Below are 13,690 nucleotides of genomic sequence, written 5' to 3' on the forward strand. Positions count from 1 at the left end.
GTGACCAAAGTCACGGTCGCTTATAACCGATTAAGCGTGACTGCCAATACGGTTCTTTACTGATTTGGTTGTATCCTAATCCAGATGAACCGGCATGGATGAACGTATCAGAATTGATCATGATGCCCATGTGCGACGGTCCGGCAATATAGGTGTTCTCGAAGAAGACGAGGTCACCCGCCTGGGGAACGAACGACTTAGGCAATTGCGGTCCGAAATAAGCGCCACCCCAATAATTGGCCACGTTCGTCCGTGGGATGCTGACGCCGGATTGATTGAATACATAATAGATGAGTCCTGAACAATCGAATCCACCGTTTGCCGGACTAGACGATGCCCACACGTACGGTGTTCCAACGTAGCGTTTTGCCACGTCAATAGTTGAAAGCCGTGTCGACTGAGCGCTTTGCCCTTTGATTTCCGTGACGGCTGATTTTGCGACGAATCCTGATGCGAGGCGATAGTGGGTCGCCGTCTCTCCGATCACGTTCAATAGTTCTCCACGCAGTGTCGAACCGACCGTGCTGCTCGACTCGTTCGCCTGTGACCGAATCGATGTCGGATAGTACGTGTAATACGAGTTCGCATCGTAAGAACCTTCGACCCAAGACGGACCGTCTGTCGAACCTTTCGGGACGGTTTTCACATAAGCCGAGGCGACAAATCCGACCGTATTCCCGTAATAAATCTGAAGCCATCCCTTCGATGACTGGACGACGCGCAACGTCTGTCCGGCTTTGACACTCCCGATGATGGTCGCACTCGTCGATGCGCTCGAACGTACGTTCAAGGACGGTGTGTTGACGATATAATCGACAGCCGCATTACCAGCACCGGCATCGCCTTCGTTCGGAGCCGGGTTGCTCGGTGTCGTGGACGTCTGCTTCAAGTAACCGGCGCTCACGTATCCGGACTTCCCATTATACGTGACATAGTACCAGCTGCCCGACTGTTTCGTCGCTTTGACGACGGTTCCGTTCGGGATGGTCGTGACGAGCGGATAACCGACGCCTGCACCTTGTCGAACGTTCAAGTTTGCCGTCGTAGTGAATTGTTGATTGATCGATTGTCCTGTACTCGGTGTTGTCGGTGTCGCCGCTCCTGATGTCGTTAAATATGTATTGGCGACATATCCTGTTTTCGACCCGTACTTCACTTTCGACCATGACCCTTCGACAGATAAGACGGTCACGGTCTTGCCTTTTGGAATCGTGAGCAATACGGTCGTCTTCGTCGACTTCGACGAACGCAGATTCAAGTTGGCTTTCGTTTGAGCTGTAGCCGAGCTCGGTGTGACCGTTGATGGTTTGTCGGTACTGCTAGACATAGATGCCTTTTGCAAATAGTCGTTATGCATCCATCCGGTCTGTCCGCCGTAACTGACTTTTGTCCATGAACCGTTTGATTGAATCGACGTGAGCGTCGTACCTTTTGGAATCGTCAAGAGGACGCGATGCCATGTTCCGCCCGCGACGCGCATGTTCAATGCGTGTGTCGTCGTGACGCGGTTCGTACTCGCCGTGGTTAACGAGGAACCACCTGTCGCAGCAGAGGGACTGCCTGTGAGCTTTAGTTTTTGACCGATGCGAATGCTATCGGACGAGAGATTATTCAACGATTTAATCGTCGCAACAGACACATCATAAGACTGACTGATCGACCATAACGTATCACCCGAACGCACCGTATGTGTGCTCGCCGCTGCCGCTTCGTCTGCGTGGGCAAGCACGCTGACCGCTGCGAGTGCCGCGAATGAATAGGTGAGACCAGACTTTGGATTCATAGCGTCACATCCTTTCAAAGAGTGAGAACGAAACAATTCAACAAGTGAAACAATACAAGTTCATTGTACGGTGCAAAGAAATAGGCAAGCAATGGGGCAAAAGGTCAATTCGCGTCTCTTTCTTAAAAAGGAGGTCAATAATTTAGAAGTGGGAATAAATCCCTGTTTTATCACTTGAAAAATGGAGGAAGTATTGACTTTCTGTTGAATTTTGGAAAACGTTAAATCGGATGATTCGTGCTATCATTAGGTCAAATTAAAATAGGTGAGGTAGCAGACTGATGGTCGAGAAGAACTTTTCAAACCGAACATATCGTAAACATCAAGAGAAACTGTTCGAGCTCGTACGAATGCCGATTGTCACCGAGAAAGCGGTGCAGGACGCGATTCGATATATGTGTGAGATCGTCGCCGATATGTTGGCGGTCGATACGGTGTCGATTTGGCATTTTGACACATCGTATCAATCCATTTCATGTCAAGTCGCCTATTCTCACGAATCAGGGACACATTATCCAGATTTGACGATCCATCGTGCGCTCGCATCGGACTATTTTGATGCGCTTCAGACAGATCGCATCCTAGCGTTTGAGGACGTTCGCAATCATCCGTTGGTGAAGGACCTGTATAAAGAGTATTTCGTAGAAGGCAAGCGGGTGTACTCCATGTTGGATGCCCCGATTTATGCGAACAATCGTGCCAAAGGCGTGATTTGTTGCGAGACGTTTCTCCCAAGGGAATGGAACTATCTTGAGGAGTTGATTGTCAGTACGCTTGCGGACTTCATCGCCATCCTGTACTTCCGGCTGGACCGGCAGGCTGTAGATACACACATTCGTCGATTGGCGTATACCGATGAATTGACAGGTCTCTTGAAAGATGTGGGCTTTATCGAGAAAGTCGATGCCGAACGTCAGCGTCAATCACAGCAACTCGGCGCGATGGTATATTTGAAAGTCGACGATTTCCGGTCGGTTGAAGATGCAATCGGGATTGAGAAGTCGGATGAAATCGTTCGTGAGGCGGCCAACCGCTTGCGCCGATACGTGGACGAATCGAAACTGAGTCGTTTGTCTCAGTCTGGGTTTGCAATCTGGTTGCCATATGGCGATCGGATTAAATTGAACACGGTTGCGGATGAACTATGTGAAGCGCTCGTACGAGACTCGTTCATTGTGGATGAATTGGAAGTCATTTTGACGGTGAGTGCCTTTATCGCGGTCGAGCAAGAAGGCTTAACAACCTCTCAATTGATTCATCGTACACGGATCGCGGCGAGTGAACGTGGGCAACAGCGGGCAGCCATCGTCTTCTATGAAGAGGAGATGGGGACGAAGGCGGCGAACCGGCTGATCTTGGAGATGAATTTGCGGAGTGGCTTGGCAGGGAATGAATTTTTGCTGTTCTATCAGCCGAAAATCGATGCGCTCACGGGATCGTTAAAAGGGTTCGAAGGGTTGATGCGTTGGAATCACCCGGAGCGCGGTCTCGTGCCACCGCTCGACTTCATCCCGCTCGCCGAATCGACAGGCGTCATCATCGATTTGGAGGAATGGGCGTTTGTGACGGCTTGTCGCCAGCTTAAACGCTGGCATGAACGGGGAGAGCGCTATGAGCTCGCCCTCAACTTATCGGCACGTCACTTCTTATCCGAAGGGGTCGTCGAAAAGTTTGCCCAAATCGCACGGGAAGAAGGGGTCTGTACGAGTTATTTGACCTTGGAGATCACGGAGAGCGTCGGGATGGAGAATCAGCAACACGTCATCGATCGTTTCGTCGCATTCCGTGAAGAAGGTTTTTCCATCTCAATCGACGACTTCGGGACAGGGTTCTCGGCGTTCGTCTACTTGAAGCACTATCCGATTCATGAAATCAAAATCGATCGCCAGTTCATTCAAGTGACCGAGAATGATCCTACGGGCAATGTCATCGTCGAATCGATTGTCGACTTGGCACGTGGGTTGAATTTAAAGACGGTGTGTGAAGGCGTCGAGACGCTTGAGCAGTGGAACGCGTTACGCGAACTCGGCTGTGACGAGATGCAGGGGTATTATTTCTCTAGACCGTTACCGCTTGAAGAACTGGAAACATGGATTGCTGACTATACGACACAGAAAAGGGACGCCTGAGCGTCCCTTTTGCTATGTCATGAATGTGATTCGAATTGTGGTGCCGTGTCCCGGTGCACTGTCGACTTCGACCTTCCCGCCGTGGGCTTCGATGATGTCCCGTGAGATGGCCATGCCGAGACCACTTCCGCGTGCGTCGTCTGTATTCGTGCCCCGGTAATAGCGTTCAAAGATATAGGGCAATTCGGATTCAGCAATCCCATGTCCATCATCTCCAATCGTCACGATGTCACCCTCGATGTGGACTGTCACCTGCACCGACTCGTCGTTATGGAGAAGGGCGTTATACAAGAAGTTGAGCAAGGCCCGCTTCATAAAGTGCCGATCGAGCGAGACGGTCGCTGCTTGAGTGGCCTCAAACTCGATGTGACGCTCCCCAAAGCGAGAATCGTTCAACACGTCGATGACGAGCTCACGAACGAACGGCTCGAGGTTTGTCTCTTCGAGCGTAAGTGGGAAATCGCCGTGTTGCAGACGCATCGTCAAATTGAAATCGTCGAGCAGTTCCTTCATATACTTAGCCTGCCGTTCAATCACATGTACGTATTGTCTGCGCTCGGTGTCATCTAACGAATCATCATCAAGTAGTTCGGCGTAACCTTGGATGGAGGCGAGCGGGGTCTTCAGGTCGTGCGATACGTTGCTCATCCACTCTTTTCGACGTTCTTCGAGTTCTTCGCGCTGACGTTCATACGTTTTAAGTGTCTGTGAGACGGCATTCAAGTCATAGAAAACAGGGTGATAAATCCCTGACTGCTTCGGTTCGGTAGTCGAAAAATCACGTTGCTTCAGCTGTTGAATCCGTTCGGTCAAGCGATATACAGGGCGCGTCAATCGTGAACTGAACAATAAACCGATCAAGGCGGCGACAAGTAAATCGACAACTAGAATCCAGAAGAACGCCTTCGTTATATATGAAAGGACTGCCTGTTCGTCTAACATAAAGAGCACCCGACGCTCATTTGCCTCTGGAATACCGATGAGATAGCTGTACGATTCATACTCCCCGATGAAGTAGAGTCGGAGGTCATCATCCATATATTTATACATTTGAATCAATTCGATTGGAGAATAGGCGTCTGGTAATCCACTCGGGGCGTCGACCTCGCTGACGACTCGTCCCGTCTCATCTAAAAAGCGGACGAATGCACCCGATTGGCGAAGGGCCTCGCGCCCCGCTTCTGACACGACCGGTTCGCCATCCTCGAGTGAAAGATACGTACTGAAGTTTCGGGTAAAGGTCTCGCCCGAGTTGCTTTCCACATCGTCAAGTCCCGTCCGGTCATTGACGAGGAGCCCGAACAAAATCGTAATGTTTAAGAAGACAACGAGCGCCACAATGAGGAGGATTGACAACAAATAGCGACCGGTCAGTTTCCATTTCATCATGATCGCTCCTTTATACCGTCAACCGATAGCCAAGTCCCTTGACCGTCTTGATATAAGTCGGCTCGGATGGATTCGGTTCGACTTTTTCACGGAGACGTCGGATGTGGACCATGACGGTGTTGTCCGACCCGAAGAACGACTCGCCCCACACTTGCGTGAAGAGCGTCTCTTTGCTGAGAATCCGGTTCGGGTTGCGTAAAAAGCAGGCGAGGAGACCGACTTCTTTAGCCGTCAACTCCAATCGTTCCCCGTTCACATACACTTCCGTCTCGTCTTCATTCATTTGAAAGGGGCCGACGGTCGTCGTCTCGGCCACCGGAGCTTCCATCATCGACACTCGTCGAAGCTGTGCCTTTACGCGGAATGCCACTTCTTTTGGGCTGAACGGCTTCGTGATGTAGTCATCTCCACCGATGGCAAGGCCGAGCAGTTTGTCGACTTCTTCCGATTTGGCAGATAGGAAGAGGATCGGGATATTGGACTGCGCCCGCATCTGTTGGCAGAGCTGATAGCCTTCCCCGTCCGGCAACATGACGTCTAAGATTGCCAAGTGTGGGCGGAACGTTTCGAAGACATCAAATCCGTCCTTCAACGTATGAGCGGTCCGAATCTCATGAAATCCTTCCTTTTCAAGCGCGCGTTGAATCAACGTACATAAATCTTGTTCATCATCCACGATGAGAATCCGTGGCTGTTCCATCGTCATCACCTCGTTCTAAGCATATCATGTAAGGATTTTGTAAGGTACGCGTGAGTTGGAGTTAAGACAGGGGGCGTAATGTAAGGGACAGAAAGAGGTGCTGAACATGGAAACATTATTACAAGTAAAAGCGATTCAAAAGACATATGGGAGAGGGGACGCGACGTTCCGAGCGCTCGATGACGTCTCCTTTACCATTGAGCATGGGGAGTTCGTTGGAATCATGGGACCGTCCGGGGCTGGGAAGTCGACGTTACTCAACGTTCTCGCGACAATCGATACGCCGACGGCGGGTGAGATTTTAGTCGAAGGCGATGACATTGCGTCGATGAATGAGGAGGCGCTCGCCGATTTCCGGCGTGATCATCTCGGATTCATCTTTCAGGACTATAACTTGCTCGATTCATTGACGGTCCGGGAAAACATGTTGCTCCCGCTCGCCGTCTCGAAGACGCCGGTTCACGAGACACGCGCAAAGGTCGAGCGGTTGGCGAAACGATTCGGACTCGAAGGGATTCTCGATCAGTACCCGTACCAAATCTCAGGTGGACAGAAACAGCGGACGGCCGTTAGTCGGGCGCTCATCTCGGACCCGAAACTCATCTTTGCCGATGAACCGACCGGTGCGCTCGACTCGAAGTCGGCGACCGATCTCTTAGATACCCTCGCTCGGTTGAATGAAGCGGAGACGACCATCATGATGGTGACGCATGACGCCTTCGCCGCAAGTTTTTGCCGCCGAGTCCTCTATATTCAAGACGGACAGTTGAAGAAAGAGCTCATTCGCGGCAACGCCTCACGAGACGCATTCTACCAATCAATCCTCGAGGAGCTCGCGAAAGGCGGTGCGGTCGATGACGCTATTTGAGCTCGCTAAGAAAAACGTCGTACGGAATCTGTCGCGATACGCACTCTATGTCGGGACGACCATCTTTTCCATCGTCATCTACTTCACGTTCGCGACACTGAAGCATAGTCATGAGATCAGTGCGCTTGCGGAAACATCGAAGAAGATCAGCGGGTTGATGAGCACGTCGACGTTCATTTTGATGTTGTTCGTCGCCCTCTTCATCGCCTACTCGAACGCCTTCTTTTTGAGAGGACGTAAGCGAGAGGTCGGGCTCTACTCATTACTCGGGGTCCGTAAGAAACAGATTGGACTCTTGCTCTTGTTCGAGAACATCGTCATCGGAGCGGTGTCCTTGGTCATCGGGATCATTCTCGGGATTTTTGGGGCGAACGCGCTTCTCCAATTATTGATGCGTCTCATGGACAGTGACTTGAACATCGGATTCGCTTTCTCGGCGTCGGCATTCATCGAGACGTTCCTCGTCTTTCTTGCGATTTTCCTTTTCACTTCGTTCCAAGGGTATCGGGTCATCTATCGCTTCAAGTTGATTGACCTGTTCCATGCGGACAAGAGTGGGGAAGAGGTTCCGACGGCGAAAGGTTGGGTCGCGCTCACGGGCATCCTCACAATTGGAGTGGCGTACTGGCTCGCCCTTCAAGATTTGATGACGTCCTCACTTTGGAAAACGCTTGGACTCGCGATGCCGCTACTCATCATCGGATTGAGTGTCATCGGGTCGGCGCTTCTCTTCCATAGTGTCTTGATTTTCGCTTTGACATGGTTGAAAGGGAAGGAGCATTGGTCGTGGAAACGGCTCAACTTGTTGACGACGTCACAGCTTCTCTATCGCATTCGGGGGAACGCGAAGACGCTCACATTGATCAGCATCATCAGCGCGACAGCAATCACGGCAGGAGGTGCCATCTTTAGCGTCTACTACTACGCGGAAGAGAATGTCGTCTCTTATACACCATACACGTATGCCTGGAAAGGGGAGGCGGTTGAGGTGAACGGAGCGACGTTCGAATCAAGTGTCGAACAAAAGACGATTCGGACGGAAGCGCAGTACGGAGAGCGTGAACTCGGGGTCATCGATGAGTCGACATACCGCCATCTTCTGCAAGGTCTCGGTGTGGCAGAGCCGGCACCGTTTAAACAGGATGAGGTCGTATGGGTCGACCCGTTCTATGACGAACGTTACTCGGAAGATCTCGAATCGGTCGAACTGTCAGGACAGACGGTTGACGTGTCGACGCGTCTTGAAGAGTCGCCGCTCAACGTGATGACGTTCGGCGGGTCGTTCCTCGTCGTCGCCGACGATATGTTCAAGACGATGACGGAGCCGAGCGAGACGTATCACGTTGCCCTCACGGAGTCGTTCAAAGATCAGCGCGAACAGTCTGAGCGTTTAGCGGGACTCGGGCTCGAATCGTTCTCGAGTGCACCGGACGTGTACGCCGAGACGATGGCAATGAACGGGGCGCTCCTCTTTGTCGGGACATTCCTTGGGCTCGTCTTTCTCGTTGCAACAGGTAGCGTCATTTACTTCAAAACGATGACGGAAGCAGAGGACGACCGGGCGAAGTATGCGATATTACAGAAAATCGGCATATCCGATCGGGACGTGCGCCGGACAGTGCGCCAACAGATCATCGTCGTATTTCTCGCCCCGTTCGCGCTCGGGATTCTTCATGCGACCGTGGCGCTCATCGCGTTTTCAAACTTGTTAAGCATGAATTTCACGATACCGGTTCTCGTGTGGATGGGCCTCTATACAACCATTTATGCGGTCTATTATGGCATCACAGTTCGCCGTTTCATGACGGCGATTCGATAAGGAGAGAAAAATATGAAAAAATGGATTGGAATTGCAATTGTTTCAATTGTATTGGTCGTTGGGTTAACACAGGTGGATTGGAATCGAATTGGGAAGGACACCCTTTTCGTTGAAATCGGAGGGGCGACGGATGTAGTAGAGACGACGCTCGAGAACGGCGATGTGATGAAGCGATACGTATACACGCAACCAGCTTTCACGTCAGACGGGAAGTCGAAGGAAGTTACCTTCACGGCCGCAAACAAACTTCGGGAAGGGGCGTATTTACGTCTCTATGTGAAGGATGGAGACACGGTCACCTCATATGAGGAAGTGTCCCGTGCGGACGTGCCGCAGTCGATTTCGAAAAAGTGAGTAAAAAAGCCATTCGTCATGACCTTCATGGCGGATGGCTTTTGCCTGTTCAGACGACAGGCGCCTCGTAGGCGTTTAGTTCGAGTTTTAATATGTACGTTAGTTCATGATGCGCCAATTCGGAGAAGTTCGTCTTTTTGACGTGTGTTCGTGGGCGCAATCCGCATTCCAATGCGATGTCGACAATGGTACGAATCTGATTTTCCGTATAGAATCGCTTCCGACCGAACGTGAACGGGGTAGGTGGCAAGACGCCATCTGTCTCCCACTTGATCAATTGCTGTTGGCTGCGTGGGATGCCGGCTACACTAAAGGCGCGGCTCAATTCTTTGAGCGGATAAACGATCAGATGTCGTTCCTTATACGAACATGGTTTTCCTTGTTCCGGTCGATATGTATCCCATTCGGTCGCCGAAAACGTCAGGTCGGCTTGGTCGAAGTCGTATTGAGCGGAAGGAATTGTAGTGATACTTGCGATGTCTAGGCTGTTCATAATATGCGTCTCCTTCTTCAAGACTGACTACTAGTTTCAAAAAACACCCTCGTACGTATCGTACCCCATTTACAAATTTTTAACTTACAGTTTTTTCAAAGCGGGGAAATGTTTTGTGGGACTTTTGGAGTGTTTTTTAAATGCTCATATCCGAACATTAAGATACTCTAATAATTATGAAAAAACAAGGAATTAGAGCGATATTAGTCGATGAGTAAAAATTCAGATTATTTAGGACTATCGTCACCCATTAAATTGAAATTATATTAAAAAAATAGAATGAGCACTTTCTTCATGAAAGCGGTTAATAAGGGCGAAGGAGGTGAGACAGATGGCAGCATATCGAGAAACAGCGACGATGCTTTATTTGGACACCCGGCGACAACTCGACGGTAAAGAGAAAAAGCAACTCGTTCGCTATGGACCGCTTGGAAGTCGGATGGATGAGGCGCGGATGAAACAGTTTGGTGACTTGATTAAGGCACTGATTGATGTGGAATCCGTCAACTACGTCGTGGCCCAAGAATTTCTAGTGTATTAACAGGGAGGACTTATGAAGAACCGCACTCGTCCCGCCGCCGATCCTCGGCACGATGAGCAGGTGGTCACATGAGTTGGCCCGAACTCATCTCCAATCTGGGGTTCCCCATCGTCGTCTCGCTCTATTTGCTTCATCGGATTGAGACGAAGCTCGATCGCATGATCCAGCTGCTCGAACGAATGGATACCTCGACCGTATCAGAAACCTAATCCCCTATTGAAAGGAGCCATCCCCCATGGCTGTCTTAACAGAGAAGAAAGCAACGTTAGTTTTGACGACGCATCATGGCGTACAAACAGCAAAACCGACGAAAAAAGCACAACGGTTCGGTCCGATTCGTGCCAATCTGACGGCAGATACGATTGACGCATTCGGTCGTCTCTTGATCGACCTCGTCATTCAAGAGGAAGCAGACCTCGGCATCGTCCGTGAATACGATTTAGTCTAACCCATACCCTAAGGAGGAGAATCACCCATGACTGACACAAAACTTGAAATCTCATTTTTAGATGCATTCCATAAGGTCGTACGTTTCCGCTTGAACAACGTGAAACAACCGGTCGACGCCCAAAAAGTAGAAGCGCTTGCTGACTTCATGGTCGCCAACGATCCGCTCGCGAAGAACGTGATGGAATGGACCGAAATCAAGATGATTGAAGGTACGCAGACGGTATTGAGTGAGAAATAAGGTCGAGAAGCATCGCCACGGCGATGCTTCTTTTAATTTACATAATTATCTTTCAAAAATCAGAATTAACAATTATATTTAAAGGAGCAAAAAATAAATAAATTAAGGAAGGGTTTGTAAAAAGTTGAAACGATATTTATATACCATCATGCTGATGATGATGTTGCTTATGGTGCCAAGGCAGGAGGCGTGGGCTGCTTCTGTCATCGAGGTCGGGACGAAACTTGAAGAAACGATTAAAGTGATCCCGCAATCACCATTTTATCTAGATTATCAGGACGGGAAGACGCGACTCCATGACCCGAGCAATCAGTCCACCGTCGTAATCGATTTTCCCGGGAACTTAACGACGCATTCATCTGGTGACGAGGGGAGCTACGGAGGCGTCCGTTCGTGGATTGCGAGTCTGGACAGACAGGAATGGATTGCCGTTCCCCAATATGATCAACCCCTCATCCGTGTCCAGCGAGACGGGTCGACGTCTCGAATCGACTCCTTGGAATCACCACATCGGGCGGATCTCGTATCGTATGATGCTAGCCGAGACGTGATGCTCTGGCGTGATTCGTACAAAAACGAGTGGGCGTTGACGGATCTGAAAGGAACGGTCAAAAGGACGTACCCGCTCATTTCAGGACAACGTCTCATATTAGGGACGAACCTTGATGAATTGATTGCATTCAATACGTCCGACAAGTCAATCACACACCTCTCACTCGAGACGGGAGAGGAACTAGGAAAAACGACGTTTCCAAATGAATCGTTATCCATCGATTTTGAGTCGAAGACCGATCGACTCTTCATGAAAGGCTCTAATCATTTATACGTCTACGATTTCGCAACCCGAACGATTCAAACACTCAATTTGAACAGGCAGATTCATTATGATATCACGTCACTGGTCTATCACGATGGGCTCTACTATGGTGTGACGTTTGATGATTCGATGGTCACGATTGATTTAACGGAAAATCGCATCACGGAGACGAGTTTGCGCACGCGCAACACGAATAGCGAGTTCGATTTAATCGAGAATGGATACTTCGTACAAGACGACCAGTGGTTGTTGCCAATCGAACGTTTCGGGCAAAAGCCGAAAGAAATGTACACGTGGTTAAAAGCTACTGGCAACTCGGAAGAAGGGCATACGTGGCTGAATCATGCGTATCAACTCATGGCGACCATCACAACCGTTGATGGGATCGAACATAAGGTGCCTGTTGCCGAATTGCCGACGAATGTGACACAAGTCGAGTCGGCACAATCGTTCGCAGAAGGCTATACGATTCCATCATTTGATCAATCGTTCTCCACTAAGGTCAGCTTCGCCATGCTGAACCATTGGAAATCTTACAAACCGGTCAAACAACTTCCACTTCAAATCGACACCTCGTTCGAATACGGAGCAGTCGGTGAGATTACCGGAATGACAGCACCGAATGCGACCGTATATCTTTCGTGTGAAAAAGCGTCGTTTGCTACGTGTTCGAGTCCCGTTCAAGCAGACGAGACAGGGCGCTTCACGCTCTCGAGTGGAATCATTGAAGGAAATCAAACAATCGAGCTATATGTTTCTGATGCGTGGGATTACCGTCAAGCAACGGAAGCGTCTGTCAAAAAGAAATTTATACTTGGACAACCGGTAATCAATAATCCGACAAAAGTTCTGACAGACACTCGAATAGAAGGGGTCTCTATCCAGACAGAACCTCACGCAAAAGTGGAAGTAAGACAATTAAATTCGAAAACAGCGTTTGAAGTGAGAGAAGTTCAAGCGGATGAACATGGTGTGGCGCAATTGACGACATACCGTTCTGATCAACCTTGGTCATACCGAATCTTTTTCCGTGTCCTTGGACAAGAACGTCCTTACGAGATGGTCTACGTCACGAAAGACTATCCAATGCCATCTTTCACGTGGACAAAACTACCGAAAACAGGCGACACGACAATCACTGTCTATAATGACAAGTTAGACCCGATGCTCGCTGTTTCACGCAACGGAAGAGCTGAGTCAGCGAAACGCCTGACAAAAGGTCTCAACGTCATCACTTTGAAAGAACCGCTTCGCGAAGGCCAGACGATCAAACTCGTTGCGAGTTTTCGTCCTGAACTTACTCAAACGTTAGAGAAAAAAGTGACAAGTGACACACCGAAAGTATTGACGGTGAAGGATGTGCTCCTCACGTCGACATCCGCGACGTTCATGTTGGCACACGACCCAAATACCGACATCAATTTCATCTCGAACGGAGTCGTGCTCTATACTCGCGTTGTCGGGACGAACCGGTATCATATTTCGGCAAAACCTGGAACGACGGTTATGATCGAATCCTCATACGGGTCAAAGAAAAAGACGCTCACATATAAGCTACCAAGTGCGACGATCCCATCGGTGACGTTGACGGACGAACAGACGAAACGGGTCGGGAAGACGTTACCGAATGCGACCGTGACGCTAAAGAACGGTTCAAAAGTCATCGCGACGACGAAATCGAATGCGAGTGGGTCGTATACGCTCACGTTCAGCCGTCCACGTGCTGGAACGAAGCTCTATTTCGAGGCGAAGTCGGGAATTCATCGTGACGCGAAATCGGTTGTCGTCAAATCAGGTATCCGTCCAACAATCAGCACGGGAACCATCCGTTCGACGACAAAATCGGTAGCGGTGCGTACGAACGTCCCGTATGGCACGCTGTACGTCTACAACGGCAGTAAGTTGGTCGCCAAAAAGTCCATCGGCTCGACGACGACCAACCTCTATATCGGAACGCAGCGACGTGGCACGAAACTGACATTCAAAGTCGTGACACCTGCGAATCGAACGAATCAAACAACCAAATCTGTGTATTGAATAATTTGAAGGTGACTCTTGCAGTTTGAGTCACCTTTTTTAAGTTTGGTCAATCCTCTTCATTATTTTCTG

13 protein-coding genes are annotated in these 13,690 nt (G+C 49.8%); 9 read left to right on the forward strand and 4 right to left on the reverse strand.

Translation table 11 applies throughout. From position 1 onward, the window contains the following. Nucleotides 1–10: 10 nt before the first annotated feature. Nucleotides 11–1,783 carry a C40 family peptidase gene (locus tag KD909_RS02970; protein WP_211782332.1) on the reverse strand — a complete coding sequence of 591 codons (1,773 nt, stop codon included), beginning with the start codon at nt 1,781–1,783 and terminating at the stop codon, nt 11–13. 281 nt (nt 1,784–2,064) lie between these two features. Between KD909_RS02970 and KD909_RS02975 the strand changes: the two genes are divergently transcribed. Next, complete coding sequence (locus KD909_RS02975; protein WP_211782333.1) at nt 2,065–3,912, forward strand: sensor domain-containing phosphodiesterase; 1,848 nt, start codon at nt 2,065–2,067, stop codon at nt 3,910–3,912. A gap of 12 nt (nt 3,913–3,924) precedes the next feature. On the opposite strand, the gene KD909_RS02980 is transcribed toward KD909_RS02975, so the two are convergent. Together KD909_RS02980 and KD909_RS02985 are read right to left on the reverse strand one after the other, a co-directional pair. Continuing rightward, a complete protein-coding gene (locus KD909_RS02980; protein ID WP_371744402.1) occupies nt 3,925–5,298 on the reverse strand; it encodes a sensor histidine kinase in 1,374 nt (457 codons plus the stop codon). A gap of 13 nt (nt 5,299–5,311) precedes the next feature. Continuing rightward, on the reverse strand, nt 5,312–6,001 hold the full coding sequence (locus KD909_RS02985; RefSeq protein ID WP_012727215.1) for a response regulator transcription factor: 690 nt from the start codon (nt 5,999–6,001) through the stop codon (nt 5,312–5,314). A gap of 106 nt (nt 6,002–6,107) precedes the next feature. Here KD909_RS02985 and KD909_RS02990 point away from each other — a divergent pair, with 106 nt between their 5' ends. Genes KD909_RS02990 through KD909_RS03000 form a run of 3 tightly spaced genes read left to right on the forward strand, consistent with a single transcriptional unit; the run spans nt 6,108 to nt 9,042 of the window. Continuing rightward, complete coding sequence (locus KD909_RS02990; protein ID WP_012727214.1) at nt 6,108–6,869, forward strand: ABC transporter ATP-binding protein; 762 nt, start codon at nt 6,108–6,110, stop codon at nt 6,867–6,869. Further along, complete coding sequence (locus tag KD909_RS02995) at nt 6,856–8,688, forward strand: ABC transporter permease (RefSeq protein ID WP_211782335.1); 1,833 nt, start codon at nt 6,856–6,858, stop codon at nt 8,686–8,688. The genes KD909_RS02990 and KD909_RS02995 overlap by 14 nt, the downstream gene beginning before the upstream one ends. Before the next feature lie 12 nt (nt 8,689–8,700). Continuing rightward, nucleotides 8,701–9,042 (forward strand): YxeA family protein, encoded by a 342-nt coding sequence (locus KD909_RS03000; protein WP_211782336.1) that lies wholly within the window; start codon nt 8,701–8,703, stop codon nt 9,040–9,042. 49 nt (nt 9,043–9,091) lie between these two features. Here the strand turns inward: KD909_RS03000 and KD909_RS03005 are convergent, their stop codons facing one another. Next, nucleotides 9,092–9,535: a MerR family transcriptional regulator gene (locus tag KD909_RS03005; protein WP_211782337.1), complete on the reverse strand. Its 444-nt coding sequence runs from the start codon at nt 9,533–9,535 to the stop codon at nt 9,092–9,094. A 331-nt stretch (nt 9,536–9,866) separates the two neighbouring features. Between KD909_RS03005 and KD909_RS03010 the strand changes: the two genes are divergently transcribed. The 5 genes from KD909_RS03010 (at nt 9,867) to KD909_RS03030 (ending at nt 13,618) form a co-directional block, all read left to right on the forward strand. Further along, the gene (locus tag KD909_RS03010) at nt 9,867–10,076 is read left to right on the forward strand and encodes a hypothetical protein (RefSeq protein WP_147538793.1); all 210 of its coding nucleotides are present in this window, start codon (nt 9,867–9,869) and stop codon (nt 10,074–10,076) included. Nucleotides 10,077–10,144: 68 nt separating this feature from the next. Next, nucleotides 10,145–10,285, forward strand: coding sequence for a YvrJ family protein (locus KD909_RS03015; RefSeq protein WP_012727209.1), 141 nt, complete (start codon nt 10,145–10,147; stop codon nt 10,283–10,285). Between the two features lie 26 nt (nt 10,286–10,311). After that, nucleotides 10,312–10,524, forward strand: coding sequence for a hypothetical protein (locus KD909_RS03020; protein WP_211782338.1), 213 nt, complete (start codon nt 10,312–10,314; stop codon nt 10,522–10,524). Nucleotides 10,525–10,551: 27 nt separating this feature from the next. Next, complete coding sequence (locus tag KD909_RS03025; protein ID WP_031422462.1) at nt 10,552–10,764, forward strand: DUF2922 family protein; 213 nt, start codon at nt 10,552–10,554, stop codon at nt 10,762–10,764. 124 nt (nt 10,765–10,888) lie between these two features. After that, the gene (locus KD909_RS03030; protein ID WP_211782339.1) at nt 10,889–13,618 is read left to right on the forward strand and encodes a hypothetical protein; all 2,730 of its coding nucleotides are present in this window, start codon (nt 10,889–10,891) and stop codon (nt 13,616–13,618) included. The last annotated feature ends 72 nt before the right edge of the window (nt 13,619–13,690 follow it).

It is taken from the genome of Exiguobacterium sp. PFWT01 (assembly GCF_018255795.1).
In the GTDB taxonomy this organism is placed as follows: domain Bacteria; phylum Bacillota; class Bacilli; order Exiguobacteriales; family Exiguobacteriaceae; genus Exiguobacterium.

Coding starts and splice junctions, on each gene's coding strand:
- KD909_RS03015 (WP_012727209.1), top strand. CDS start 10,145: ATGAGTTGGCCCGAACTCATCTCCAATCTGGGGTTCCCCATCGTCGTC.
- KD909_RS02980 (WP_371744402.1), bottom strand. CDS start 5,298: ATGAAATGGAAACTGACCGGTCGCTATTTGTTGTCAATCCTCCTCATT.
- KD909_RS02995 (WP_211782335.1), top strand. CDS start 6,856: ATGACGCTATTTGAGCTCGCTAAGAAAAACGTCGTACGGAATCTGTCG.
- KD909_RS03025 (WP_031422462.1), top strand. CDS start 10,552: ATGACTGACACAAAACTTGAAATCTCATTTTTAGATGCATTCCATAAG.
- KD909_RS02990 (WP_012727214.1), top strand. CDS start 6,108: ATGGAAACATTATTACAAGTAAAAGCGATTCAAAAGACATATGGGAGA.
- KD909_RS02970 (WP_211782332.1), bottom strand. CDS start 1,783: ATGAATCCAAAGTCTGGTCTCACCTATTCATTCGCGGCACTCGCAGCG.
- KD909_RS02975 (WP_211782333.1), top strand. CDS start 2,065: ATGGTCGAGAAGAACTTTTCAAACCGAACATATCGTAAACATCAAGAG.
- KD909_RS03000 (WP_211782336.1), top strand. CDS start 8,701: ATGAAAAAATGGATTGGAATTGCAATTGTTTCAATTGTATTGGTCGTT.
- KD909_RS03010 (WP_147538793.1), top strand. CDS start 9,867: ATGGCAGCATATCGAGAAACAGCGACGATGCTTTATTTGGACACCCGG.
- KD909_RS03005 (WP_211782337.1), bottom strand. CDS start 9,535: ATGAACAGCCTAGACATCGCAAGTATCACTACAATTCCTTCCGCTCAA.
- KD909_RS03020 (WP_211782338.1), top strand. CDS start 10,312: ATGGCTGTCTTAACAGAGAAGAAAGCAACGTTAGTTTTGACGACGCAT.
- KD909_RS02985 (WP_012727215.1), bottom strand. CDS start 6,001: ATGGAACAGCCACGGATTCTCATCGTGGATGATGAACAAGATTTATGT.